Here is a 24,468-nt window from a genome sequence, read left to right on the forward strand (position 1 = left end):
TGTTTCCAGTAGTCACACGAGTCGCAACGATCCCAAAGTGGGCAGCCGGAGGGTCATCTGTCTGACTGACAGGTGAGAGTGGACGGTCATTCCTCCAAGGTGCTTGTTAGGCACCAAGAGGCGACGTGTTCCGAATCCATGAACATGCAGGTCAGCGACACCAAAGTGATGCGCTAGTTGCTTCGGATCTCGTGCGCGCGATCGCACTGACTTGTGCAATATTTGTGCAAACCTTAAAGATTCTCTCCATCTGTTATCCTCCTGTGATAAGGGTTTCAGCGGTGTTATCTGTGCGTTTTGTAAACATCATCAAACGGTGGTGTTCATTGGGCTTAGGTGCGGCTACGATAAAAATTGTCCAGGCCGGCGAAAGTTGTGCGGGCCTCACGGGCTATCTACCCGATTAGCTCCTGTCTGCCTGACTGGAGCGGAACCATGAGGGAGGTCGCGGAGGCGACTGCGCAAATCTGAGCCCATCCGAGGTCGGGGTCGGTCGGGCTTGGTGGAGAGTTGGAGAGATGATGACGGTGACATCTGGCACCCGCGAGCTTGTTCGCGCGATCCTCGCATACGAGTGCGCTGACGGCCTTGCTGATCGCCAGTCGATCGAAGCGATACGCAACGGCGATATCGAATACTGGATGAGCGCCATAGAGTCCTCTGCGCTGTTTGCGCCCGGCGAACTTCGCCGGATGAGGTTCGTCTTCGAATCCGATCCGGAACAATTGATAGCGGTCATGCTCGAGGGCGCGGATGAGTTGCGCGAGCGGCGTTCGGGTTCTCATCTCCGAAACCCGCAATGGGTTTCGGAGATTGCTTCTCGCTCACACTCACCAGGTTCGAGAGCGACGGGATAACAGCAGGAGGCGACAGCCTGCCGATCAGGTATCTAGTCCTGCGTCACGTGCGGCCTCATTGATAGCCGCACGCAGCAGTGCTGCCGTCTCGGGCAGTCCCGACGCGCGCCGTGTAAGTAGCCCTCCCGCGAGCCGCATTTTGTCGCCGTGGCGTCGCGGAATCACGTGGATATGCGTGTGCGGAACGGTTTGAAAGGCGGCTTCGCCGTCGTTTATCACGATATTGGCGCCCTCGGCTCCAATTCTCTTGTCCCGGACAGCTCGCGCGATCATTTGCGCAGTCGAGAATACTTGCGCTCCTAACTGTTGCGGCAGTTCGGTCAGGTCCCCCGCATGAGTTCGGGGGATGACCAGCGTGTGACCGCGCTTAATCGGTCGAATGTCAAGAAAAGCGACAACATTCTCATCCTCGTACACGACGTGGGCGGGGCCGGACCCTGCCACGATGCTGCAGAAGATGCAATCTTGCTGATCCATCACCCAAGTGTGACGGATCGCTCGGCCTCGAGATCGGGAACTTCCCGATGTCGCCTCGTCTAGTGATCGAGGAACTGAAGCCGCTGTGGCGGATCCCGAGTCGGCACCATAGGCTCAGCCACGATGGGCAGGTTCATTCGCCGCCGACAGTCGGCGCCAACGTCAGACAGTCACCGGGACACCATGCGGCAAATATGGGTGCTGGTGGCTGCTGCATTTGTCATTGCGCTCGGCTTCGGCCTCATAGCCCCTGTGCTTCCCGAGTTTGCGAGAAGCTTCAACGTGGGTATCACGGCGGCGTCCGCGATCGTGAGTGTGTTCGCGTTGACGCGCCTGATATTTGCGCCAGCGAGTGGGCAGTTGGTGCAGAAACTCGGTGAACGGCCGGTCTACCTCGGGGGACTCGCCATAGTCGCGGTGTCCACCGCGGCGTGCGCCGCCGCGCAGAACTACTGGCAGCTCATGATCTTTCGTGGGCTCGGCGGCATCGGTTCCACGATGTTCACGATTTCAGCGATGGCGCTTCTGATCCGGCTGGCGCCCCCGGATATGCGCGGTCGCGTCAACAGCTTGTACAGTTCGGCGTTTCTGCTTGGCTCGATCGGGGGACCGCTGATTGGCGGATTGCTCGGCGGCCTGGGGCTTCGGGTGCCGTTTATCGCCTATGCCGCAGCTTTGGTTGTGGCAATCATCGTGGTCCAGACCCAGCTGAGCCACACGGGGCCGGGGGGAGGCGGAACGCAATCGGCACGCGAAGAGTTCCTCGTTCGGGACGCTATCAGGGACCCGGCGTACCGGGCCGCCTTGCTGACCAACTTGGCGCATGGCTGGGCGACGTTCGGCGTCCGCGTGGCCGTCATCCCGCTCTTTGCTGTCGCCGCGCTGACGGCCGGTCCCCGGCTGGCAGGGTTAGCTCTCGCTGCGTTTTCCGCAGGCATGGCGTTCATTTTGATTACGGCTGGGCGGCTCTCTGATCGTTACGGACGAAAGCCACCAACGGTCCTAGGATTGTTCGTCGCCGGTGGCGCAACGATTGCACTGGGCTTGTCGGACGTCACCTGGGTGTTTCTTGTTCTGTGTGTGGTCGGTGGCATGGGGACGGGCTTGTTCGTCCCCGGGCAGCAGGCAGCCGTGGCCGACATCATCGGATCGGACCGCAACGGTGGCAGGGCACTTGCAACCTTCCAGATGACGTCGGACTTCGGTGCCATTGTCGGACCGATTCTCGCGGGTCTGATTGCAGAGCAGGTGTCGTTCGGTGCAGCATTCGCGCTAACGGGCGCGATGCTGGTCGCGGCGGCGATCTATTGGCTCTTTGCGCCCGAGACGATCGTCCGTGCCGCGCATGAGGCGCGCACCGAATCATCGGATCACCCCCGTGTTGATCCCGGCAAGCGGCCTGAAGAAGGGTGACACTGAACGCTATGACCCGTCACCGTGTAATCGCTTTGTTGGTTGCGGTTTCTGTTCCGCTTGCCGGTGGCTGCACAATTGGCGACGTCAGCGACCGTACGGAAGAAACAGAGCCACCTACCGCTTTTCCCGCGACAGTCGAGAGCTGCGGAGAAGCGGTCACCGTGCGCGCAGCCCCCCAGAACGTAGTAGTCAACGACCCGGCGGTCTTTGAGCTTCTACTCGAACTCGGGCTACAAGACCACCTAGCGGGCTATGCAGGCGCGGGCGATCAGCGGAACATCCCCGAACAGTATGCGGAGCACTACGCCAACATCCCCGCGCTCAATTCGGAGGACTTCACTCTGGAGGACATCCTCGAAGCTGATGCGGATCTTGTGATCGGCGGCTGGATGCAAGGATTCTCGCAACAAACTGGGCTGACTCCCGATGCGCTGCGGGACGCGGGGATCCCCAGCTACGCGCTTTCCGAAACGTGTCGGCGCGTTATCGATAATTTGCCTCCCGCGTCGGTCGATGAGTACTTCGATGATGTTCGGAATATCGGTGCTCTTTTCGGTGTCAGCGATCGGGCAGACCAGTTGATATCCGAGTGGCAGCGGAAGATCCTCGACGTTCAGGCGTGCGTCAGCGACAGCCCGCGGCCGCCCGCCCGAACCGTGACGATCAGCGGGGGAGACGACGAGATCGCTGAAACCGCACCGGGACTGACCTTTGCGAGCTTCCTCGATCGCCTCGCTGGCGGCGAAAATATCTTTAGCGACGTGCCCCGGTTGTGGGGGGCGATGTCGTGGTCAGCTGTTGCGGAGCGTGATCCTGAGGTCATCGTCGTAGTGGACAACGCAACAGGACCCTCGCCCGAGGAGACATTGTCACTGATTCGGTCTAGGCCCGAGTTGAATGACGTCGAAGCGATTGTCAGCGACCGCGTGCTGGTGCTTCGACGCAGCGAAGTCTATGCGGGCCCATTGCTCGGCGATGGTGTCGCAGCGCGCGCGTCGGTAATGCACCCCGACACATGCGGTTAGGGACCGGCGCGCTGGGGTGTTCCGGGTTGTCCTGAGATTTACCGGAGCGACCTGAAATATCCATTGAAATGTCCAATCTGACGGTTTTCCGTTGATCAGATGGACGCCGCAGCAGCCAGAATGGTTCCGGTCGGATTCTTGTTAAGTGCCCTCGGCAGGATTCGAACCTGCGACACCTGCCTCCGGAGGGCAGTGCTCTATCCCCTGAGCTACGAGGGCCTGCAGCTGTCCGTGAGGTCATCACGGCGGCTGCAAGCGTAGCGCATTCCATTGGGAATTGCTGAATCGCCAGTTCGTGGCGTGTTCAGCAATTCAGTTCATCGGCAGCGGTTCCGCACCACGCTGGTCCAGCATCATTGTGATCAGTCCGATTTCCTTGGTTTGGCCGTCCAGCATGGAACTCGCGATGTTGCGGACAACCGGCACGTCTGCGTGCTCAATTGCGTACTCCATCATGGGGATCCCACCGTCATGATGGCGCAGCATCAACTGCAGGAAGAGCACATCTCGTTCTGTTCCTTGTGCAGCCCGGAGTTGTGCCATCTCGGCTGGTGAAGCCATCCCAGGCATCTGGCCCATTGGTTCGCTGTGGTCCATGTGGCCGGCATGGTCCTCGTCGTCCGGATCCATCCAGCCCATGAACCCATTGAGGGGCAGCAACGGCTCATCCCAGATCTGGAGCCATCCGTGCATCTGGCCAATCTGGTTCTCTTGGCCGGTGAGGATGTCGAAAGCGAGGTTTCGTACCTCGGCGTCCTCAGTCGTGGTCAATATCGCGGCGGACATCTCGGTCGCCTGGTGATGGTGCACTGACATGTCCTGCAAGAAGCCAATGTCAACTGCGCTCGGTGCAGGTTGGGAGTCCGTGGTCCCGCCTACGCGCTCGGAGACCAGTCCGAGCGCGAAACCCACTGCTACAAGAAGCGCTCCGACGACAAGCGCCACCAGTCGGCCCTTGCCACGGTTAGGCGCATTACTGTGTGCGTCTCCCTCAGGACTCACTGGCCACCGTCCTCGCCAGCGTCAGGTTCCGCAGGTACGAGGTCATCGATCTCTCCTTCTGGAAGATCGAGTTCGGAGAAGAGGTCTTCCATCGTGTCGGCATCGTCTGCGGCGCCAGAACCGTCCATGCGCACAGCTTCCGGTCCGGGCGGGTCAGCTTCGAAGGGGCGGGGATTCTCAGGGTCGAAGCTGCCTGGGATTGTCGCGCAGCTAGCGCCAACCTCGGGGCTCGTGTACGGATTGAGCCGCAGCGCGCCGATGAAGTGCGTGATGCGCTCATCCTCTGCGTTGTCGAGCTGGAGCTGCCTGCCCCACGATTGCAGCGAGATTGGGGAATCCTGGCCAGGATAGGGCGACATGAAGAGATAGCTCTGGCCTTCGACTCGGCTGCGCAGCCGGTCAACGTCGTCCGCACTGGCGAGTTCAGGTTCGTAGGTGATCCATACTGCGCCATGCTCGAGTGAGTGGACGGCATTTTCGTTGCGAATGGCATCGTCGTAGACGATGCCATTGCAGGTAGCCCAGGCTGCGTCATGAGGCCCACCGATTGGTGGCGCGTGATCATATGCGACGCGCTGGTCCGGATTGACGTGGACGTTGTTGAGTTCCTCCACAGTGACAACGCCTTCAATATCCTGTGCCGGATCGGGGTTCTCAGCGGTAGGGGCCCACCGTTCGGCCTCCATCGTTTCCATGTACCTGGGCCAGAGATTCCAGGCAATGACTGCAACAAGGGCGATGACGCTGAGTACCGCTCCCACAGTCAGCCACGGGATGTTGATGCCAGAACTCGCGATCCCTGAGCGCGACGACTTCCCGCCTGCCTTCTTCCGGGCAGCCTTGATCGCCTTGGCGGACTTCGCCGCGTCTTTACTGCTATCGCCGCTTGCCATCCTCTGTTCTTTCCTCACTGACGTGTATTCGGCCGCAGCCAAAATTTTGCGGCTTCCGGGCCGGCCTGTCTCGACCAAGTCGATCGTGCCACGCCGGCATGGTATAGCTGCCCAGATAGGGGCGCCACCACTCTACGTTTCGTTTCGCTGGCACGCAGTTGCCGGCATACCGGATGGCGCATTTAGCAGTTGTCATGGTGTCGCCATAGGATGGTTCCCTGTGACTCCTGCTGATCTCGCCGAGCTTCTCCGCAGTACCGCCGCCCGTGTAATCACCGACCGCGGGCTTGACGTGCGTGTGCTTCCTGAGCATCTCACGCTGGAACGCCCCCGCAATCCGGAGCATGGGGATTACGCGACGAATGTGGCGATGCAGGTAGCGAAGCGGATCGGTACTTCGCCGCGAGAGCTTGCCGGCTGGATCGCGGAAGCGCTGTCTGATTCCCCTGATATCAGTACCGTCGAGGTCGCCGGGCCAGGATTTCTCAACATCCGCCTCGAGCCGAACGCGCAGGGCAAGATAGTCGCTGCGATTCTCCAGGCTGGCAGCCACTACGGCTCTGGTAACGAGTACGGCGGCCGCGCGGTGAACCTCGAATTCGTTTCGGCGAACCCGACGGGCCCGATCCATCTCGGTGGAACCCGATGGGCAGCTGCGGGTGATTCGCTGGGCAGGCTGCTGGAGGCGCAAGGCGCGAAGGTGACGCGCGAGTACTACTTCAACGATCACGGTGCGCAGATCGACCGTTTCGCGCGTTCGCTCGAGGCCGCTGCGGCCGGCTCGCCGACGCCGGAGGACGGTTATGCCGGTGAGTACATCACGGAAATCGCCGGTTCGATCCTGACCGAGCGGCCTGAGGTGCTGGAGCTGCCCGCGGACGAACGTCACGAGATCTTCCGTTCTTTCGGTGTGGGGATGATGTTTGAGCACATTAAACGCACGCTGCACGAGTTTGGTACTGACTTCGACGTGTACTTCCACGAGAACTCGCTCTTCGCGTCGGGCGCGGTTGAGCGTGCGGTCGCTGATCTCAAAGAGAACGGCAATCTGTACGAGAATGAGGGCGCGTGGTGGCTGCGGAGCACCGCGTACGGCGATGACAAAGACCGTGTTGTCATCAAATCCGACGGAAACGCAGCCTATATCGCGGGGGACATCGCGTATCTGCGCGACAAACACGAGCGTGGTTTCGGACTCTGCATCTATATGCTCGGCGCTGACCATCATGGGTATATCGCGCGCCTGAAGGCGGCTGCAGCGGCCCTCGGGTATGACCCTGATTCTGTCGAGGTGCTCATCGGCCAGATGGTTAACCTTGTTCGCGACGGAAAGCCCATCCGGATGAGCAAGCGGGCCGGCACAGTCATCACCCTTGACGACTTGGTTGAGGCAATTGGCGTTGACGCAGCGAGGTACGCGCTCACGCGCACTTCGTTTGACAGCGGCCTCGACATCGATCTTGAACTGTGGGCGAGCGCATCTAACGAGAACCCCGTCTACTACGTCCAATACGCCCATGCCCGTCTGTGCTCCATCGCGCGCAATGCAGCTGACCTGGGTGTTGTGGCTGATTCGCCAGAGTTCGGCTTGCTCACGCACGATCGTGAGGGCGACCTGATCCGGACACTGGGTGAGTTCCCGGCAGTCGTGAAGAGCGCTGCGCTGCTGCGGGAGCCGCACCGTGTCGCCCGCTATCTCGAGGACCTCGCGGGCGCCTACCACCGGTTCTACGACAAGTGCCGGGTGCTGCCGCAGGGTGACGAGACGCCCGCTGGAATTCACAGCGCGCGCCTCGCGTTGTGCCACGCGACCCGGCAAGTTCTGTCCAATGGCCTGGCGTTGCTAGGCGTTTCTGCACCGGAGCGAATGTGAGCGCACACCCAGCGGGCCCAAAGCATGCCGAATTCGCGCATGCACCGGGCATCTCAGAGCGTCCAGATAACCCCGAAGCGCTCTCGGCGCTTCCTGGAATCGTCTGGCCACGGAATGCTGTCCGTGATGAATCCGGCGTTGTCGCGGTTGCGGGCGTACGCGTCACCGACCTGGCGGAACAGTACGGGACGCCGCTCTTCATCGTGGACGAGGATGACTTCCGCTCGCGCTGCCGCGAAATCGCCAGCGCATTCGGTGCTCCGGAGCGTGTCCACTACGCTTCGAAAGCTTTCCTCAGCAGCCATGTCGCACGATGGGTCGCTGAGGAAGGTTTATCCATTGATGTGTGTTCCGGTGGAGAACTTGCTGTCGCGCTTCACGGCGGATTCCCGCCAGAGCGAATAGCTCTGCATGGGAACAATAAATCAGCTGCGGAACTCGAATACGCAGTGGGCTCAGGCGTCGGTCACGTTGTACTCGACTCCGCTATTGAGATCGAGCGGCTAGATCGTATCGCTGCCGCACAGGGTGTCGTCCAAGATGTGCTGATCCGCATCACTGTCGGTGTCGAGGCGCACACACACGAATTCATCGCTACAGCGCACGAGGACCAGAAGTTCGGCTTTTCGCTCGCCGGTGGAGATGCGCTCGACGCGGTGCGCAAAGTGTTCGCGTCAGATAACCTTCGCCTTGTTGGGCTGCACAGCCACATCGGCTCGCAGATCTTCGACGTCGACGGTTTCGAACTCGCTGCTCACCGGGTGATCGGACTGCTGCGGGAGGTCGTCTCCGAGTTTGGCGTCGAGAAGACACAACAGATCAGCATGATCGATCTCGGTGGTGGTCTGGGTATTGCCTATTTGCCAAGTGATGATCCGCCCCCAGTTGATGAGCTTGCCGCGAGCCTGTTGAGAATTGTGGAGTCCGAAAGCGAGCGAGTCGGCCTGTCCGCTCCGGTGCTGACCGTCGAACCTGGTCGCGCGATTGCGGGGCCGGGCACCGTCACCGTTTATGAAGTCGGCACAGTGAAGGACGTGAAACTCGGTGCTCACGCCCAGCGCCGCTACCTCAGCGTTGACGGCGGAATGAGCGACAACATTCGTACGTCACTGTACGGAGCTGAATACGATGTACGTTTGGTGTCGCGGCGCAGCGAAGCCCATCCTGTAGTGGCACGTATTGTAGGTAAGCACTGTGAAACGGGGGACATTGTCATCCGGGACACGTGGATGCCCGACGATGTGGGGCCAGGGGATTTGCTGGCGGTGGCTGCCACCGGCGCGTACTGCTATTCAATGTCGAGCCGCTACAACATGCTCGGTCGTCCTGCGGTGGTGGCGGTACGTGATGGAAAAGCCCGGCTCATGCTGCGCCGGGAGAGTGTTGATGATCTGCTCAGCTTGGAGGTCGAATGAGTAGCGAACAGGCCAGCGGCTTGGTGCCCGAGCGGACGCTCGGTATCGCCGTCCTCGGCCTCGGGAACGTCGGCAGTGAAGTGGTGCGCTTGCTCACCGCGCACGCTGACGAATTGCAGGCACGCGTCGGCGCCCGTCTTGAGATCAAGGGCATAGCAGTGCGGAACGTCAGTCCTGATCGGGGCGTGCCCGTCGAACTGCTGACTGACGATCCCGCTGCCCTCGTTTCCCGTGACGATGTCGATATTGTCGTCGAGGTTTTCGGAGGGATCGAACCGGTTCGCACTCTGATTCTCAATGCTCTGAACAGCGGCAAGTCTGTCGTGACCGCCAATAAGGCGCTGCTTGCGGATTACACCGGTGAACTCGCAGCAGTAGCGGACGCAGCTGACCTCGACCTGTATTTCGAAGCCGCAGTGGCGGGGGCGATCCCAGTAGTGCGCCCTCTTATGCAGTCTCTCGCCGGCGACCGTGTGAAGCGCGTAGTCGGAATCGTGAATGGCACAACGAACTTCATCCTGTCCGCGATGGGGGAGACTGGTGCGGATTACGCTGAGACGCTTGCTGAAGCAAGCCGTCTCGGCTATGCGGAGGCTGACCCGACTGCGGACGTCGAAGGTTTTGACGCGGCGGCCAAGGCAGCGATTCTCGCGTCGATCGCATTCCATACCCGCGTGACCGCCTCGGATGTTTATCGGGAAGGCATCTCGGAGATATCGGCTGAGGACCTAGCATCCGCAGCTGACCTCGATTGCACAATCAAACTTCTTGCAATCTGCGAGCGGGTAACGGATGACACTGGTCGCGAACGGGTTTCGGCACGTGTATATCCGGCGCTGCTCCCAAATGCGCACCCACTCTCCGCGGTCAACGGTGCTTTCAACGCTGTCGTGGTTGAAGCCGAGGCTGCTGGCCGGCTGATGTTCTACGGGCAGGGCGCGGGCGGTGCGCCAACTGCATCCGCTGTACTCGGCGACCTCGTGAGCGCGGCTCGTAACAAGGTGCACGGAGGCAAGGGACCCGACGAGTCCACTTATGCGAAACTTCCGGTCATGTCGATCGGTGACACACCAACCCGCTACTACGTCCGCATGGAGGTAGCAGATCGCACCGGCGTGCTTGCGGCTGTAGCTCAAGAGTTCGCGAATCACGGCGTGAGTATCTCCACCGTCAGGCAGTCCGGACTCGCCGACGCCGCGACGCTAGTGGTCGTCACTCATCGAGCGCCTGACGATGCGCTGTCGAAGACTGTCGCAGCCCTCACTAGCAGGGATTTCGTTAACACGGTGACAAGCGTGATCCGACTGGAAGGTACCTCGGAGGAATGACAGGATCGACTGCGATGCCCCGCCAAAACCCAGTGCACCGCGCGTGGCCGGGCCTCATCGAGGCATACCGGGACCGGCTCGCTGTCGGCGACGATTGGACGCCGGTTACTTTGCAGGAAGGGGCAACTCCCCTGATTCCGGCCGGGTACCTCTCAGAGTTGACTGGCTGTGAAGTGTATTTGAAGGTCGAGGGGCTGAATCCCACCGGCTCGTTCAAGGACCGCGGCATGACAATGGCGGTGACGGACGCAGTCGCGCGCGGTCAGCGCGCGGTGCTCTGTGCCTCCACCGGAAACACGTCTGCATCTGCAGCTGCGTATGCCGCAAAGGCGGGGATCACCTGCGCCGTACTGATTCCTGCGGGCAAAATTGCGATGGGGAAGCTCGCCCAGTCAGTGATCTACGGTGCAAAGATCATTCAGGTCAACGGCAACTTCGACGACTGCCTGGAACTCGCCCGGAAAGCGACGGCCGAGTTTCCGCAGATCGCTCTGGTCAACTCAGTAAACCCCGCCCGGATTGAAGGTCAGAAGACGGCGGCGTTCGAGGTGTGCGACGTTCTGGGACGCGCACCCGATGTGCATGCGCTGCCGGTGGGCAACGCAGGCAACATCACTGCCTACTGGCGTGGCTACTCTGAATACTTCTCGGATGGCGTCACTGCGTCGAAGCCCAGAATGCTGGGTGTGCAGGCAGCTGGAGCCGCACCGCTCGTCAAGGGCGAGCCGGTGAAGAATCCTGAAACGATTGCAACAGCCATCCGCATCGGTGCGCCAGCCTCATGGGAGGGGGCTATGACCGCGCGCAACGAATCCGGTGGACAGTTCCGCGCCGCAACGGATGACGAGATTCTGGATGCGTATCGGTTGCTCGCCTCTCGCGAGGGAGTATTCGTTGAGCCAGCCTCGGCTGCGAGCGTGGCAGGTTTGCTGGCAGCGCACGCCGAAGGCTGGGTCGAAGCGGGATCGACAGTGGTCTGTACCGTCACGGGAAATGGACTGAAAGACCCCGATACGGCATTGCACGGGATTCCGGAGGTCGAAGCGATCCCAGTTGATCCAGTATCAGTAGCGCGTGCTCTCGGTCTGGCAGAATGACTGACCTCATGTCTCACGAGGAGATGGCGACCGTCCTGCCGGACGGGCTGACGGCGACCGCTGAGGTTCCCGCGTCAAGCGCGAATCTCGGGCCGGGGTTCGACTCTCTCGGTATCGCACTTGGCCTGAACGACACGATTGGCGTCACCACTGCACCAGCAGGTCTCGAGATTACCGTCGAGGGCGCCGGTGCGGGTGAGGTGCCGCTGGACGATTCACATCTCGTCGCGCAGGCTGTCTTTCGTGGGCTGGGGGCAGCGGGAGTCACACCGAAGGGGCTCCGCATCACCTGCAAGAACACTATTCCGCATTCTCGCGGTCTTGGTTCCTCTGCATCTGCGGCGGTAGGCGGTCTGGTTGCGGCTAACGGTCTCGTGGCTCAGTTCGCCCCAGATCGCGTGCTTTCTAATGACCAGCTCGTTCAGTTGGCCTCGGCGTTCGAGGGGCATCCTGACAACGCCTCCGCGAGCGTGCTTGGCGGGGCTGTGGTCTCGTGGACGCAGGCAGCAGATGACACGAGTCCCATCGCAGGCTGCTCAGCCGAATGTTCCTATTTCGCGACGCGCCTCGAGGTTCACCCAGATATCAGGGCTGTGGTCCTCGTCCCGGAAACACGTTCGTCGACGTCACAAACGCGCGGAATTCTGCCGACTCACGTGACGCACCGTGATGCGGTGTTCAACGTAAGTCGCGCAGCTCTTGCTGTGGTTGCACTAACGACACGCCCGGAGCTGTTGTTGGCTGCGACCGAAGACCGGCTTCACCAAGCGCAGCGCGCCCCGGCAATTCCGCTCACAGCTAGGTGGGTGTCCCTCCTGCGGGGGGCAGGCATTCCAGCGACTGTCTCCGGCGCTGGCCCCGCGGTTCTCGCGCTCACGGTGCGCGATATTCCGGCCGCACTAGTGCGGCGAGCTGATGCTGAAGGACTCTCGGTGCACGAACTCACCATCGCCGATGGTGCTCGCCTGATATGAAATAAATGAGAGAGGTTTCGGCCTGCGTGTCAAACCTGATATTCTTGGCAGCGGATTCAGCCACAATTACGCTGTCTCACAGTCCGCACGTTGTGCTCCTCGCATCAAGACTCTCAACTTGAGTTGTCAATCCAGGGGATGTTTAGGACGTTCGAGTGAACTTCAGTTTGCTGGGTGCACGGACGGCGCTCGACTAAGTCAACCAAAAAGGCACCTCTCGATGTTCGAGCATGAGGCGGACCGCTCAACCGCGGGAAAGCGCACATGGTAGACGTGCGGCAACTCGGAGCCCAGATCAGACGCTGGGCTGCGAGACAATCCCCCAATTCGGCGACACGCGAATCGGGGAAGGAAAGGATCTCCGTGACGGAAACGGATGTGATGACGAGTCCAGACGCTGAGGCTGCTGTTGCTGCTGCCACGAAGCGTGCACAAGCCCGAAAGAGTGCCGGCCTCGCTGGCATGGTTCTCACAGAATTGCGTGCTCTCGCAGGAAGCCTCGGGATTCGCGGCACGTCAGGCATGCGTAAGAGCGAACTGATCGCGGCTATTCAGGAACGCCAGCGCGCTGCTAGCTCGGAAAGCGCTGACAAGCCTGAACCGAAACCAGCGACCGCAACCGACAAACCTGCTGACGACGCCGACGCGAGTGCTCAAGCTCCTGCACGGGGCCGTCGGCGCGCGTCCAGGCAAACCGCTGACACCGGAGCAGACGGGGCGAACAAGGCCGCTGAGCCAGCAGCACCGCCCCAGACCTCAGCACCGAAACAGCCGGTCGAATCGACAGAGGCCGCTGCTCCAAGCACGTCGGCTGACCAGCCGGCGCCAGGCGCCGACGCAGAAGCCGAAGGCCCGCGCCGCCGTCAACGACGGGGTGGCACTCGCAAAGCCGCCGGTGACGTGGAAACGGCGCAGGCAGACAAAGCGGACGAAGCGCCTCGTGAGACTCGTGAACGCGGGCGTTCAGCGCCCGCGCGGGAGTCACAGGGCTCGAAGGACGCCGGTGAATCCAGCGATCGCGGTGACGATCGGCGCAAGTCGCAGGAAACCGAGCAGGATACGCGTTCCGGCGGTGACGGGCAGCGATCCGGGCCGCGTGATCAGTCGGATGATGACGAGTCGGGCCGAGGGCGCCGCGGCCGCAGGTTCCGGGAGCGTCGGCGCAACCGTGACCGCGGTGGCAGTGACAACGCGGATACCGATGTTCGCGAGGATGACGTCCTGCAGCCTGTTGCAGGCATCCTCGATGTCCTCGACAATTACGCTTTCGTTCGAACGTCCGGATATCTCGCCGGGCCGAACGATGTTTATGTGTCCATGAACATGGTTCGTAAGAATGGATTGCGTCGCGGCGACGCAATCACCGGTGCGGTACGTGTGCCGAAAGAGGGTGAGCAGACTAATCAGCGACAGAAGTTCAACCCGCTGGTGCGTCTTGACACTATCAACGGTGTTGCACCCGAGCAGGCGCGGAAACGACCTGACTTCGGGAAGCTCACACCGCTCTACCCGAATGAGCGGCTACGTCTCGAGACCACTCCGAACGTCCTCACCACACGTGTGATCGATCTGATCATGCCAATTGGCAAGGGACAGCGTGCGCTCATCGTCAGTCCGCCCAAAGCCGGTAAGACGACGATTCTGCAGGACGTGTCCAACGCAATTGCAGTGAACAATCCCGAGTGCTACCTGATGGTGGTTCTCGTTGACGAGCGGCCTGAAGAAGTCACGGACATGCAGCGATCCGTCCGTGGCGAAGTCATCTCGTCGACGTTCGACCGCCCGCCGTCAGACCACACATCGGTCGCTGAGCTTGCGATTGAGCGCGCTAAGCGGCTCGTCGAGATTGGCAAGGACGTCGTTGTCCTTCTTGACTCGATCACTCGCCTTGGCCGTGCGTACAACAACTCTTCGCCGGCATCAGGGCGCATCCTGTCCGGCGGTGTCGATTCGACGGCACTGTATCCGCCCAAGCGATTCCTCGGCGCGGCCCGGAACATCGAGGAAGGTGGGTCGCTGACGATCATCGCCACGGCGATGGTGGAAACCGGCTCACAGGGCGACACGGTGATCTTCGAAGAATTCAAGGGCACCGGAAACGCTGAGCTCAAACTCGATCGGCGGATCGCTGAGCGACGCGTATTCCCTGCAGTAGACGTTATTCCGTCGGGTACTCGCCGAGATGATCTGCTGTTGAACCCCGATGAGTTCGCGGTGCTGCACAAACTGCGGCGGGTGCTCTCCGGACTCGACTCCCACCAGGCGATCGATCTGCTCATCGACCGGTTGAAGAAGTCGAAGAGCAACCTCGAATTCCTGATGCAGGTCGCAAAGACTGCGCCGGGCGCGATGGGCGAGGACTAACTGCGGTGACCTCACTCTGCCCCGGGAATAGCGCGGGGCAGAGTGGAGTTGCGGTAAAGCATGCTGCTTCTGGCATACTTGAGCGGCTACTGAGGTACCGGTTCACGTCCATCGTGGGATGGGCGACCCGGCGACCAGCAAAGGAAGAGGACATGAAGAAGGACATTCACCCCGACTACGTCGCTACGACAGTGGTCTGCGGCTGCGGCAATTCGTTTGAAACGCGCAGCGCGGCGACAAACGGGCGCATCAGCGTCGAGGTTTGCTCGCAGTGCCACCCGTTCTACACCGGCAAGCAGAAGATTCTCGACACCGGCGGCCGCGTGGCACGGTTCGAGGCCCGGTATGGCAAGCGTCAGCGCAAGGGTGCTGCCGCGCAGTAGCTTGAGAGTGAACGCCCGTTCTGTACGTCAGGTGCAGGCCGGGCGTTTTCTTTATTCACATTGTCGAGGGAGAAGGCCACCATGGACAGTCCGTCCGCAATTGACGATCTACTTGCGGAGTACGCGGGCTTAGAGCAGCAACTCGCGGATCCCGAACTGCACGCGGATCCCGCGGCTGCGCGAAAAGCCGGTAAACGGTTCGCGCAGCTTTCCCCGATAATGGCGACGTACCGGAAGCTGAAGGCCGCGCGCGAAGACCTTGCGGTCGCCAAAGAGCTTGCTGAAGATGATGCTTCGTTTGCTGGCGACGTGGCCGCGCTGGAGACCGAGGTAGCGGACCTGGACCTCACCCTTACGAATCTCCTGGCCCCGCGCGATCCGCATGACGGTGATGACGTGGTCCTCGAGGTTAAGTCCGGTGAGGGCGGCGAGGAGTCCGCACTCTTCGCGGCTGACCTCGCGCGTATGTACGTGCGATACGCGGAACGTCGCGGCTGGAAGGCGGAGATTCTTGACTCTGTCATTTCGGATTTGGGCGGCTACAAGGATGCGACTATCTCTCTCAAATCGCGTGACGATGGCCCTGAAGGCGTGTGGGCTCGCCTGAAGTTCGAAGGGGGAGTGCATCGCGTGCAGCGCGTCCCGGTGACCGAATCGCAGGGCCGCATTCACACCTCGGCTGCTGGGGTGTATGTGTTCCCCGAATCCGAGGAAGCTGAAGAAGTTCAGATCGACGACAACGATCTGAGAATTGATGTGTTTCGGTCGTCAGGAAAAGGTGGTCAGGGCGTTAATACCACCGACTCCGCGGTGCGGATCACGCACCTGCCGACGGGGATAGTCGTGAGCTGTCAGAATGAGCGTTCGCAGTTGCAGAACAAGGCGCGTGCGATGCAGGTCCTCGCTGCCAGACTGCAGGCCATCGCTGAGGATGAAGCTGAAGCGGAGGCGTCGGCGGGCCGCAGAAGTCAGGTCAGAACGGTGGACCGGTCGGAGCGGATCAGAACGTACAACTTCCCGGAGAACCGGATTGCTGATCACCGGATCGGTTTCAAAGCGCATAACCTCGATGCCGTTCTCGGCGGCGAGCTTGACCCCATGCTCGACGCGCTCGCCGAAGCTGATCGGCAAGCGCGCCTGCAAGCGGAGTAGAGCTGAGATTTCTGGGGTCAGAGTGGTGAGGGCCGAGAGGCTCCCCGCAGCAGTTATGGGGCCGTTTGGGCGGCAGGTGCCGAGGGAACCTGGTCCGTTGTGACGCCCGGGAGCAGCAGGCATAGCTCACCACGCGCGTTCTCGTAGAGACCGTACATAGCGGATACGACCGTCCCCGCGCCTGTCTCTACCAGTGTGATGGGGCGCACGAAATCTTCGTCTAGTTCTGTAGGCTCGAGATCCTCGGTGCCGAACAGTAGATTTCCAGTCTCCAGCTGGCTGAGATTCAGCCAGGAAACCATTGCTCCTGGGCCGCCCCGCTCGTTGATGACGTACGCGATGAGTTCCGGTGGCAAGTTGTTGTCGTCAGCTTGTACGTAGCTGTGTGGCGCGGCGATTCCGCCGGAGCAGAACACCGGGTTTGGCGGTGTGTCGAAAGGCTTTGCCTGCGCCGCGATGGGGGCGGCTACGGCGAGTGCCCCTGCAGCCGCGATAGCGATTGCTGGGCGTACCGCTGGTCTGCGGATAGTGGTGCGTTTCATGGTGATTCCTCCAGGGAGTGCGACAAATTCAGGCTAGTCGAAGCGGACATTTGCGGGCATAGTCACGCAGTTCCGTTATCGACCCGATTCTCATGGGAACCTATTGGGGTGACTCGACAGTCTTTGCGCGCATCGCTGCGTGATGCGATCCAGGTCCTGAACGATGCGGCTGTGCCGAGCCCGGCCGCGGATGCTGAGCTCATCGCCGCGCATGTGCTCGGTGTTGAGAGAACGAGACTTGGGCTGACTCCATTTTTCTCAGATGGTCAGGCGGAAGACTTCGATAACTTGATCGCGCGCAGGGCTAGACGTGAGCCGCTCCAATACATCACCGGCGTTGCCGCGATGGGGGAGATCGACCTGGCCGTGGGCCCGGGTGTTTTCATTCCCCGGCCAGAGACCGAACTTCTGCTTGGCTGGGCTCTAGCATCACTCGAGGCGTGTGGGGCCCATCCGCCCCGTGTCATCGACCTGTGCAGCGGTACCGGAGCGCTTGCACTCGCAATCGCTCACGCAAGGCCGGATGCTGACGTTCACGCAATCGAGATAGACCCGGTAGCGCTGGAGTGGCTGCAACGCAATCGGCAGTTGCGGGAAGCCGCGGGCGATAGCGCCATCACCGTATATGAAGGAGATGTCACTGATTCATCGCTCCTGAAGGAGTACACGGGCGGCATCGATGTGATCGTTGCGAATCCGCCGTACGTGCCCTCAGCGGCAAGTGTGACCGCTGAGGTCGCTGATTTCGAGCCACCAGTTGCGGTTTTTGCAGGGCCGGACGGCCTGGATGTCATCAGGCCTATGGTCGCCAATGTTGCCCGGCTGCTGCGTAGTGGGGGAGCTGTCGGGATCGAACACGACGATTCGAATGGTGCGGGCGTGCGCGCGATCCTCGAGGGGCACGGTGGCTTCTCGGACGTTGTCGAGCACCCCGACCTCGCTGGGAAGCCGCGTTTCGTAACCGCCATGCGGATATGAGCGAAGCCGGAGGTCTGGCGCAGTACGGGACACGATGCGGGGTGCTCGCAATGCTGGCGCGAAGCGATGACAGGATTGAAACGTGAGCACTGTTTACGACTGCACTAGCAGTGAATCGAGGGCGACTGGTGTCGCCGCCGCCGTTCAGGCCGTGAGAGCGGGAAGGCTGGTCGTACTGCCCACGGACACTGTGTACGGCATTGGCTGCGACGCGTTCGATTCGCATGCCGTTGGTGCACTTCTGGCGGCGAAGGGCAGAGGCCGGGAGATGCCCGTTCCTGTTCTGGTCGGGTCCTGGACCACAATCGACGGACTCGTGCTGTCGGTCCCGACGCGAATACGGGCGTTGGTGGAGGCCTTCTGGCCCGGAGGTCTCAGCATTGTCGTTGAGCATGCGCCATCACTGTCCTGGGATCTCGGCTATACCCGAGGAACTGTGATGCTGCGAATGCCGCTCCATCCGATCGCGCTTGAGGTCCTGCGCGAGGTCGGACCAATGGGCGTTTCCAGTGCGAATAAGTCGGGGCACCCGCCCGCGACGAGTGCGGCTGATGCTGAGGCCCAGCTTGGCGATTCGGTTGCGGTTTATCTCGACGGCGGCGAAAGTCAGTTTGGAGTTGCGTCCACCATCGTCGACTTGACGGGCGAAACGCCGCGAGTGCTTCGGGAGGGAGCAGTCCAGTTGGGCGCGATAGCCGAGGTCCTAGGCATGCAACCAGACGAATTGGTCCTGCCTGCCTCCTGAGCGATGAAAGGATCGTGGCTGTGAATACACCTTTCTGGGGCCCGGACTGGGAGTCGCTGGAGCAATCCGACCCCGCGATAGCTGACATCCTGCTCGGCGAACTCGGCCGGCAGCGCGATGGTCTGCAATTAATCGCGAGTGAGAACTTCACCAGCCCCGCAGTTTTGGCGGCGCTTGGCTCAACCCTGGCGAACAAGTATGCAGAAGGGTATCCCGGGCGGCGCTTCTACCCGGGCTGCGAATTCGCGGACCAAGCGGAATATCTCGCAGCCGAAAGGGCAAAAGATCTGTTCGGCGCAGAACACGCCAACGTGCAGCCGCATTCGGGCAGCAGCGCAAATCTAGCCGCGTATGCAGCCTTCGCGCAGCCTGATGACCCGGTGATGGCGCTCAGTTTGTCGCATGGAGGACATCTGACGCACGGGTCGCGCGTGAACTTTTCCGGGCGGTGGTTTACGCCGATTCCGTACCGGCTGCGCAAGGACACAGAACTCATCGACTACGACGAAGTCCGGGATCTGGCGCGCCTGCACAGGCCGCGAATCATTCTGTGTGGTGGCACGGCGTACTCACGACTCATCGATTACCGGATCTTCCGTGAGATCGCGGACGAGATCGACGCGATTCTCTGGGTTGACGCGGCGCACTTCATGGGGCTGGTAGCAGGCCAGGCGATTCCCTCTCCACTCCCATACGCGGACGTGGTGACAGCGACTACCCACAAGACGCTCCGTGGTCCTCGTGGTGGGCTGATTCTGTGCAGGGATGAGCATGCCAAGGCAATTGACCGCGCGGTGTTCCCATTTAGCCAGGGCGGTCCCATGATGCACTCGATTGCTGCCAAAGCAGTTGCTTTCAAGGAAGCCGCTTCAGAGGAATTTGCGGAGTACGCACGGAGAACAGTCAGTAATGCGGGAGCGCTAGCAAAGGCTCTCGAAGACAACGGTATGCGTGCGGTGACTGGTGGCACCGATACCCACCTGGCCGTACTAGATCTGAGTCCAACCGGCGTTAACGGCGCCGATGCCGAGCGTCGCTGCGCTGCCGCCCGGATATTGCTGACCAAGAATGCGATCCCGTTCGACGCGATGCCACCGCGGACACCTTCAGGAATTCGAGTCGGAACTGCAGCGATCGCAACCCAGGGCTTTGGCCCCGGCGAGATGGACCGGATCGGCGGACTCATTGCGCGTGCTGTCACAGCTGAACGGGGCACGAAGCGCGGAAACGCAATTCTTGCTGAAATTGCTGATGAAGTGGGGGAGGTTGTGACAGCCAAGCCCGCTTACGCCCGTGGCGGGGCATGATCTTCTGATGCTTCACGGTAGCGTCTGTGAACGTGAGCGCCACTGATCCCGTGATTGACATCCTTGCGCAGCCAGGTGGTGGCGCTGGCGTGCCCATCCGCGAGCTCATGCTGATCTGCCTCACAGCCGCAATCGTGACCTTCCTGGGTACAGGTCTCATACGAGTGCTCGCCACGCGCGGTGGTGCGGTCGCCTACCCCCGCGATCGTGACGTCCATGTCGCACCCACGCCCCGTATGGGCGGCGTGGGCATGTTTCTCGGCATTGTCGCCGCGATGTACCTCGCACAGCAATTGCCGGCCTTGACGCGCGGCTTCGAATACACCACCGACATTCAGGCGGCCGTAATCGCTGGTGCGGTGATCGTGGTTGTCGGGATGATCGATGACCGCTGGGGCCTCGATGCTCTTACGAAATTCATGGGCCAGGTAACCGCAGGTGGTGTCCTCGTCATCTTCGGCGTTTCTTGGTACGTCCTCTATTTGCCGTTCGGAGATGGTACGACCGTCATTCTGGACCAGCTCCAAGCTGCTGGCCTCACCGTTTTTCTTACAGTGCTGATGGTCAACGCCATGAACTTCGTAGATGGATTGGACGGACTCGCGGCGGGGCTTGGGCTGATCGCAGCCCTCGCCATATGCGCCTTCTCGGTCGGGATGCTGTTTGATCAGGGCGGCGATGTCAGTGTGTACCCGCCGGCGATGCTGGCCGCCGCGTTAGCGGGTGCTTGCCTGGGTTTCCTGCCGCACAATTTTCAGCCCGCACGGATCTTCATGGGCGATTCAGGATCGATGCTGATCGGGCTCATGCTCGCGGCAGTATCGACCAGCGCATCCGGCAAGATCAGCCTCGATCTTTACGGCCCGCGTGACTTGCTTGGGCTGCTAGCCCCCATCCTCGTGGTTGTGGCGGTCATGTTCATTCCGTTGCTTGACTTGTTGCTCGCGGTGATACGCCGGACTCGGGCCGGGCGGAGCCCATTCAGTCCGGACAAGATGCACCTGCATCACCGTCTGCTCGAGATCGGACACTCTCACAGGCGAGTGGTACTGGTGATCTATGGGTGGGTAGCACTCCTCGCTTTCGGAGCCGTCGGCGGTGCGCTCATCGATCGCCGCATCGTGCTGCCGGTATTCATTGCTGGTGCTGTCCTGGCTTTGGTCATCACTATGGTCCCGCGTTTCAGCCGGTCAGGACGTCGTTTCTGATTTTGTCGGTGGTGCCCGTTAGGCTGGTTCACCGTGAGCACCCCGACAAATGGTTCAGGCAATTCCACCTTCTCGGAACCAGAAGAGGCGAGCGGGATGAAGGATGAAGTCCCAGCACGATTGCGGCTGGCCCCGCCCGATGATCCTGTAGCACCACTGCGGGCCGCAGTGCGCTACGGCGTAATCGGGCTGATCACGCTGGCGATCGTCGGTTCCGTGGTTTCGTACCTCCTTGCTGGTCTTCCGGGGCTCTGGGGAGCACTCATCGGCTCCGCGGTGGGGGGTGGCTTCATTCTCTTCACTGCGCTGAGCGTGCTCTTCTCGGCGCGTTTCAACGCGATGACGGCGGGTGCTGTCATTCTTGGTGGGTGGGCGCTGAAGATGCTGCTCGCGCTGATAGTTTTCGCCTCGCTGGCGAATATGACGTTTTATAGCCAGCCAGCACTTGCTGTAGTTGTCATCGCTGCGCTGCTGCTGGTGCTTGGAGCAGAGACGTACGGGGTCCTCAAGCAGCGCGTTCCTTACGTCAGCCCGGGCGCTGAAGATGTGACTTCACCCACAAATCACGACGAGAAGTAGTACTACAACCTGTAGTTTATCGATACAGACTTCCCCCTGCCTACACAATGTCGTAGAGAAGTTGATATCGTCACCGACTAGCAAGACCGGCTTCACGGCGGAAACAGACATGCCGCCCGATCGCCGTGTCCTGCAGGCGCCGAGCATGAGGGGTGGGCCCACAGGCCTACTTCGTGTGAGACGCCGGGCCCAGTGGTGTGCTGAGTAGGTGCACCCAGGCTTGCGAGATCGTTCGTGCCCGATCATGCCGCGGGTTTTCTGCGGCCGAACAACGGAAGAGACCGCTGAGCGTCATGAATCTGGCTGCCGGTACTTTCAGCCCACCGTCGCTGAAAGACTTCTTTCCGCCCGCCCTGCTTTTCGAGGGCACACCTTTCGAACTCGACCGCTTGATGCTGATCCGGATCGTTGTGGCGACGCTCCTCGCATTGTTCTTCGCGATGGCGCTGCGCAACCCTCAGATTGTTCCCCGCGGTGTGCAGAACGTCGCGGAAATCTTCCTCGATTTTGTGCGCATCCACATCGCGGAGGAGATTCTCGGCAAGACGCAGGGAAGGCGATTCTTCCCGCTGATTGCCACTATCTTCTTCCTTGTCCTGGGGTTGAACCTGACGGGTGTTATTCCGTTCCTTAACATTTCGTCGAACGCCCGCATCGGTATGCCGATCGTCCTGGCGGCCCTTGCCTACATCGTGTTCAACTACGTTGGAATCTCGAAATACGGGTTCTTCCGCTACGTCAAGGCCAGCATCGTTGTCCCAGGCGTTCCGAAGGCACTCCACATTCTGCTGATTCCGATCGAGTTCGTCTCGACGTTCGTCCTGCGGCCTTTCACGCTCACCGTCCGTTTGATGGTCGCGATGCTCGCAGGTCACATCATGCTGGTGCTCTTCTTCAGTGCGACATGGTGGTTCTTCACCGCAACGGGCCCTGGAGCTCCCGAGCTCTGGTTGCGTCCGTTCGGACTGGCATCCCTAATCGGGGGCGTCGCCTTCACATTCTTTGAACTGCTCGTCATGTTCCTCCAGGCGTACATCTTCGCGATGCTGACATGCGTTTACATCGACTTGGCGCTGCACGCAGAGGAACACTAGCTCCGCAGGTGGACACGGCGACTTGACCCACTGAAACAACACGAACTACCACCACCCATCTGATACACAAAGACCTGACCCGGCCGATTACCCGGAACGGGCCAACAGAAAGGGAACGAAACACATGAGCAGCATCGCGATCCTGGCGCAGGAAGCGCAAGAGGTCACCGGCTCCGGCTATGGTGCGATCGGCTACGGTCTTGCGGCTATCGGCCCAGGCATCGGCGTGGGCATCGTCGTCGGCAAGGCAATTGAGGGCATCGCTCGTCAGCCCGAGATGGCCGGCCAGCTGCGCACGCTGATGTTCCTCGGTATCGCCTTCACTGAGGCCCTCGCGCTCATCGGTCTCGTCGCCGGCTTCATCTTCTGATCATGGACGCATCGATCGCCATTCTCGCCGCAGAGGAACAGAATCCCCTCGTTCCTGCGGTGTACGACATTGTCTGGTCGATTGTTGCGCTGTCGATCGTCGGCCTTGTCTTCTGGAAGTTCGTGATCCCGAAGTTCAGGGACGTCCTTGAACGGCGCACAGAAGAGATCGAGGGCGGTATCAAGCGGGCGGAGGAGCTGCAAGCTGAAGCTAAGCACGCGCTTGAGCAGTACCGCGCGCAGCTCGCGGAATCTCGTGCTGAAGCCGCAAAGATCCGCGAGGAAGCTCGCAATCAGGGCCAGCAGATCATCGACGAGATGAAGGTTCAGGCTCAAACTGAATCGGACCGGATCGTCGCTAATGGTCAGACGCAGCTGGAGGCGCACCGGCAGCACATTGTTGCTGATCTTCGGACGGACCTGGGGCGCACAGCGGTGGACCTCGCCGAGAAGATCATCGGTGACTCTGTTGCCGATGACGCTAAGCGCGCCGCGACAGTAGACCGTTTCCTCAGCGAACTCGACGCAATCGGCGCAGACTCAGCAACAGGAAAGTGAGCACCATGTACGCAGCGAGTCGTGAGGCGCTCGCAAAGACTCGGGCGGAGCTAGTCGACGCACTGAGCCAAGCGGGCTCGGCTGATGCAGCGGCCGAGGCGGGGGCAGATTTGTTCTCCGTGGTGAATCTGCTCGATGAGAACCGCACCGTTCGGATGGCCGTCGCGGATGCCTCCGCGTCCGCATCGAGGCGTTCCGCGCTCGCTGATGAACTCTTCTCCGGCAAAGTCTCTGCGCCAGCACTCGCCACACTGAAGACTGCGGTCGCGCAAAACTGGTCCGCTCCTTCAGATCTGGTGAACTCCTTGGTTCACGTCGGCCGTATCGCGTACCTGCGTGCGGCGGCCGACCAGGATCAGCTGGAGACGGTAGAGGACGAGACTTTCCGGCTGAGCCGGATCACAGCGGCTAGCCCAGAACTCGAGCAGGCACTGTCGGACCGTTCACGGCCCGCATCAGCCACCGCCGAGCTCTTGAAGAAGCTGCTTTATGGGAAGGCTACGGCGATCACTGAGGCCCTCGCGGTTCAAGCGGTTGCCCGCGCACGCCGTGCACCTGCCGATGAGTTCGCCGCGGTAGCTTCGCTGGCTGCGGAACAGCGTGAGCGTGCTGTCGCCTATGTGCGCAGTGCGGTTGCTCTCTCGGATAGTCAGAAGGAGCGGCTCGCCACGGCACTGGACCGGATCTACGGGAAATCAATCGCTGTGCATGTGGAGGTCGATCCTGAATTGCTGAGCGGTCTCGTGGTACGCGTAGGTGACGAAGTGATTGACGGTAGTGCATCCGGCCGTTTGGCGGAACTACGCAAGGCCCTCAAGTAGCAGCAGACAAT

At 61.0% G+C, this 24,468-nt stretch carries 24 protein-coding genes and 1 tRNA gene; 20 read left to right on the forward strand and 5 right to left on the reverse strand.

Going from position 1 to position 24,468, the window contains the following annotated elements:
- Nucleotides 1-521 precede the first annotated feature (521 nt).
- Entirely contained in the window at nt 522-857 is a 336-nt protein-coding gene (locus tag FHU29_RS02880) for a hypothetical protein (RefSeq protein WP_183377458.1), read from the forward strand.
- 24 nt (nt 858-881) lie between these two features.
- On the opposite strand, the gene FHU29_RS02885 is transcribed toward FHU29_RS02880, so the two are convergent.
- Nucleotides 882-1,334: an HIT family protein gene (locus FHU29_RS02885; protein WP_064439773.1), complete on the reverse strand. Its 453-nt coding sequence runs from the start codon at nt 1,332-1,334 to the stop codon at nt 882-884.
- 183 nt (nt 1,335-1,517) lie between these two features.
- Between FHU29_RS02885 and FHU29_RS02890 the strand changes: the two genes are divergently transcribed.
- Together FHU29_RS02890 and FHU29_RS02895 are read left to right on the forward strand one after the other, a co-directional pair.
- Nucleotides 1,518-2,747, forward strand: a complete 1,230-nt coding sequence (locus FHU29_RS02890) for an MFS transporter (RefSeq protein ID WP_064439861.1) — start codon at nt 1,518-1,520, stop codon at nt 2,745-2,747.
- 11 nt (nt 2,748-2,758) lie between these two features.
- Nucleotides 2,759-3,775, forward strand: coding sequence for an ABC transporter substrate-binding protein (locus tag FHU29_RS02895; protein WP_157095007.1), 1,017 nt, complete (start codon nt 2,759-2,761; stop codon nt 3,773-3,775).
- Nucleotides 3,776-3,921: 146 nt separating this feature from the next.
- Here the strand turns inward: FHU29_RS02895 and FHU29_RS02900 are convergent.
- The 3 genes from FHU29_RS02900 to FHU29_RS02910 all read right to left on the reverse strand — a co-directional run bounded on the left by FHU29_RS02900 (nt 3,922) and on the right by FHU29_RS02910 (nt 5,670).
- Nucleotides 3,922-3,994: transfer RNA gene (locus FHU29_RS02900), tRNA-Arg, on the reverse strand.
- 93 nt (nt 3,995-4,087) lie between these two features.
- Complete coding sequence (locus FHU29_RS02905) at nt 4,088-4,777, reverse strand: DUF305 domain-containing protein (RefSeq protein ID WP_064439775.1); 690 nt, start codon at nt 4,775-4,777, stop codon at nt 4,088-4,090.
- On the reverse strand, nt 4,774-5,670 hold the full coding sequence (locus tag FHU29_RS02910; protein ID WP_064439776.1) for a DUF3105 domain-containing protein: 897 nt from the start codon (nt 5,668-5,670) through the stop codon (nt 4,774-4,776). Before FHU29_RS02910 ends, FHU29_RS02905 begins: the two co-directional genes overlap by 4 nt.
- A gap of 220 nt (nt 5,671-5,890) precedes the next feature.
- Here FHU29_RS02910 and argS point away from each other — a divergent pair, with 220 nt between their 5' ends.
- The 8 genes from argS (at nt 5,891) to prfA (ending at nt 16,256) form a co-directional block, all read left to right on the forward strand.
- Entirely contained in the window at nt 5,891-7,543 is a 1,653-nt protein-coding gene (gene argS, locus FHU29_RS02915; RefSeq protein WP_064439777.1) for an arginine--tRNA ligase, read from the forward strand.
- Nucleotides 7,540-8,958, forward strand: a complete 1,419-nt coding sequence (gene lysA / locus FHU29_RS02920) for a diaminopimelate decarboxylase (protein WP_064439778.1) — start codon at nt 7,540-7,542, stop codon at nt 8,956-8,958. The genes argS and lysA overlap by 4 nt, the downstream gene beginning before the upstream one ends.
- The gene (locus FHU29_RS02925) at nt 8,955-10,286 is read left to right on the forward strand and encodes a homoserine dehydrogenase (RefSeq protein WP_064439779.1); all 1,332 of its coding nucleotides are present in this window, start codon (nt 8,955-8,957) and stop codon (nt 10,284-10,286) included. The genes lysA and FHU29_RS02925 overlap by 4 nt, the downstream gene beginning before the upstream one ends.
- Before the next feature lie 14 nt (nt 10,287-10,300).
- Entirely contained in the window at nt 10,301-11,383 is a 1,083-nt protein-coding gene (gene thrC, locus FHU29_RS02930) for a threonine synthase (protein ID WP_423785867.1), read from the forward strand.
- Between the two features lie 23 nt (nt 11,384-11,406).
- Nucleotides 11,407-12,357: a homoserine kinase gene (gene thrB, locus FHU29_RS02935; RefSeq protein ID WP_064439781.1), complete on the forward strand. Its 951-nt coding sequence runs from the start codon at nt 11,407-11,409 to the stop codon at nt 12,355-12,357.
- A 381-nt stretch (nt 12,358-12,738) separates the two neighbouring features.
- Nucleotides 12,739-14,721, forward strand: coding sequence for a transcription termination factor Rho (gene rho / locus FHU29_RS02940; RefSeq protein WP_232322936.1), 1,983 nt, complete (start codon nt 12,739-12,741; stop codon nt 14,719-14,721).
- Between the two features lie 152 nt (nt 14,722-14,873).
- The gene (rpmE, locus tag FHU29_RS02945) at nt 14,874-15,104 is read left to right on the forward strand and encodes a 50S ribosomal protein L31 (protein WP_064439783.1); all 231 of its coding nucleotides are present in this window, start codon (nt 14,874-14,876) and stop codon (nt 15,102-15,104) included.
- Nucleotides 15,105-15,185: 81 nt separating this feature from the next.
- Entirely contained in the window at nt 15,186-16,256 is a 1,071-nt protein-coding gene (prfA, locus tag FHU29_RS02950) for a peptide chain release factor 1 (RefSeq protein ID WP_064439784.1), read from the forward strand.
- A 53-nt stretch (nt 16,257-16,309) separates the two neighbouring features.
- On the opposite strand, the gene FHU29_RS02955 is transcribed toward prfA, so the two are convergent.
- A complete protein-coding gene (locus FHU29_RS02955) occupies nt 16,310-16,798 on the reverse strand; it encodes a hypothetical protein (RefSeq protein ID WP_064439785.1) in 489 nt (162 codons plus the stop codon).
- A 108-nt stretch (nt 16,799-16,906) separates the two neighbouring features.
- Between FHU29_RS02955 and prmC the strand changes: the two genes are divergently transcribed.
- From prmC to FHU29_RS03000, 9 genes are all read left to right on the forward strand, one after another.
- The gene (gene prmC / locus FHU29_RS02960) at nt 16,907-17,776 is read left to right on the forward strand and encodes a peptide chain release factor N(5)-glutamine methyltransferase (protein WP_064439786.1); all 870 of its coding nucleotides are present in this window, start codon (nt 16,907-16,909) and stop codon (nt 17,774-17,776) included.
- A gap of 82 nt (nt 17,777-17,858) precedes the next feature.
- On the forward strand, nt 17,859-18,521 hold the full coding sequence (locus FHU29_RS02965) for an L-threonylcarbamoyladenylate synthase (protein ID WP_064439787.1): 663 nt from the start codon (nt 17,859-17,861) through the stop codon (nt 18,519-18,521).
- Between the two features lie 20 nt (nt 18,522-18,541).
- On the forward strand, nt 18,542-19,828 hold the full coding sequence (locus FHU29_RS02970; protein ID WP_064439862.1) for a serine hydroxymethyltransferase: 1,287 nt from the start codon (nt 18,542-18,544) through the stop codon (nt 19,826-19,828).
- 107 nt (nt 19,829-19,935) lie between these two features.
- Nucleotides 19,936-21,036, forward strand: a complete 1,101-nt coding sequence (locus FHU29_RS02975) for a glycosyltransferase family 4 protein (RefSeq protein ID WP_221194799.1) — start codon at nt 19,936-19,938, stop codon at nt 21,034-21,036.
- A gap of 96 nt (nt 21,037-21,132) precedes the next feature.
- Nucleotides 21,133-21,615, forward strand: coding sequence for a Cg1360 family ATP-synthase-associated protein (locus tag FHU29_RS02980; protein WP_064439788.1), 483 nt, complete (start codon nt 21,133-21,135; stop codon nt 21,613-21,615).
- A gap of 293 nt (nt 21,616-21,908) precedes the next feature.
- A complete protein-coding gene (atpB, locus tag FHU29_RS02985; protein ID WP_183377459.1) occupies nt 21,909-22,709 on the forward strand; it encodes a F0F1 ATP synthase subunit A in 801 nt (266 codons plus the stop codon).
- A 124-nt stretch (nt 22,710-22,833) separates the two neighbouring features.
- Nucleotides 22,834-23,079 carry an ATP synthase F0 subunit C gene (locus tag FHU29_RS02990; RefSeq protein WP_013808049.1) on the forward strand — a complete coding sequence of 82 codons (246 nt, stop codon included), beginning with the start codon at nt 22,834-22,836 and terminating at the stop codon, nt 23,077-23,079.
- Between the two features lie 2 nt (nt 23,080-23,081).
- A complete protein-coding gene (locus FHU29_RS02995; RefSeq protein ID WP_064439789.1) occupies nt 23,082-23,636 on the forward strand; it encodes a F0F1 ATP synthase subunit B in 555 nt (184 codons plus the stop codon).
- A 5-nt stretch (nt 23,637-23,641) separates the two neighbouring features.
- The gene (locus tag FHU29_RS03000; protein WP_064439790.1) at nt 23,642-24,457 is read left to right on the forward strand and encodes a F0F1 ATP synthase subunit delta; all 816 of its coding nucleotides are present in this window, start codon (nt 23,642-23,644) and stop codon (nt 24,455-24,457) included.
- Nucleotides 24,458-24,468: the final 11 nt, after the last annotated feature.

The organism is Hoyosella altamirensis, from assembly GCF_014191505.1.
GTDB classification, from domain to species: Bacteria; Actinomycetota; Actinomycetes; order Mycobacteriales; family Mycobacteriaceae; genus Hoyosella; species Hoyosella altamirensis.

Coding starts and splice junctions, on each gene's coding strand:
- rpmE (WP_064439783.1), top strand. CDS start 14,874: ATGAAGAAGGACATTCACCCCGACTACGTCGCTACGACAGTGGTCTGC.
- prfA (WP_064439784.1), top strand. CDS start 15,186: ATGGACAGTCCGTCCGCAATTGACGATCTACTTGCGGAGTACGCGGGC.
- FHU29_RS02885 (WP_064439773.1), bottom strand. CDS start 1,334: ATGGATCAGCAAGATTGCATCTTCTGCAGCATCGTGGCAGGGTCCGGC.
- FHU29_RS02895 (WP_157095007.1), top strand. CDS start 2,759: ATGACCCGTCACCGTGTAATCGCTTTGTTGGTTGCGGTTTCTGTTCCG.
- thrB (WP_064439781.1), top strand. CDS start 11,407: ATGGCGACCGTCCTGCCGGACGGGCTGACGGCGACCGCTGAGGTTCCC.
- FHU29_RS02890 (WP_064439861.1), top strand. CDS start 1,518: ATGCGGCAAATATGGGTGCTGGTGGCTGCTGCATTTGTCATTGCGCTC.
- FHU29_RS02955 (WP_064439785.1), bottom strand. CDS start 16,798: ATGAAACGCACCACTATCCGCAGACCAGCGGTACGCCCAGCAATCGCT.
- FHU29_RS02975 (WP_221194799.1), top strand. CDS start 19,936: ATGCTGATCTGCCTCACAGCCGCAATCGTGACCTTCCTGGGTACAGGT.
- FHU29_RS03000 (WP_064439790.1), top strand. CDS start 23,642: ATGTACGCAGCGAGTCGTGAGGCGCTCGCAAAGACTCGGGCGGAGCTA.
- rho (WP_232322936.1), top strand. CDS start 12,739: ATGACGAGTCCAGACGCTGAGGCTGCTGTTGCTGCTGCCACGAAGCGT.
- FHU29_RS02990 (WP_013808049.1), top strand. CDS start 22,834: ATGAGCAGCATCGCGATCCTGGCGCAGGAAGCGCAAGAGGTCACCGGC.
- FHU29_RS02910 (WP_064439776.1), bottom strand. CDS start 5,670: ATGGCAAGCGGCGATAGCAGTAAAGACGCGGCGAAGTCCGCCAAGGCG.
- FHU29_RS02925 (WP_064439779.1), top strand. CDS start 8,955: ATGAGTAGCGAACAGGCCAGCGGCTTGGTGCCCGAGCGGACGCTCGGT.
- FHU29_RS02880 (WP_183377458.1), top strand. CDS start 522: ATGACGGTGACATCTGGCACCCGCGAGCTTGTTCGCGCGATCCTCGCA.
- FHU29_RS02980 (WP_064439788.1), top strand. CDS start 21,133: ATGAAGGATGAAGTCCCAGCACGATTGCGGCTGGCCCCGCCCGATGAT.
- thrC (WP_423785867.1), top strand. CDS start 10,301: ATGCCCCGCCAAAACCCAGTGCACCGCGCGTGGCCGGGCCTCATCGAG.
- FHU29_RS02995 (WP_064439789.1), top strand. CDS start 23,082: ATGGACGCATCGATCGCCATTCTCGCCGCAGAGGAACAGAATCCCCTC.
- atpB (WP_183377459.1), top strand. CDS start 21,909: ATGAATCTGGCTGCCGGTACTTTCAGCCCACCGTCGCTGAAAGACTTC.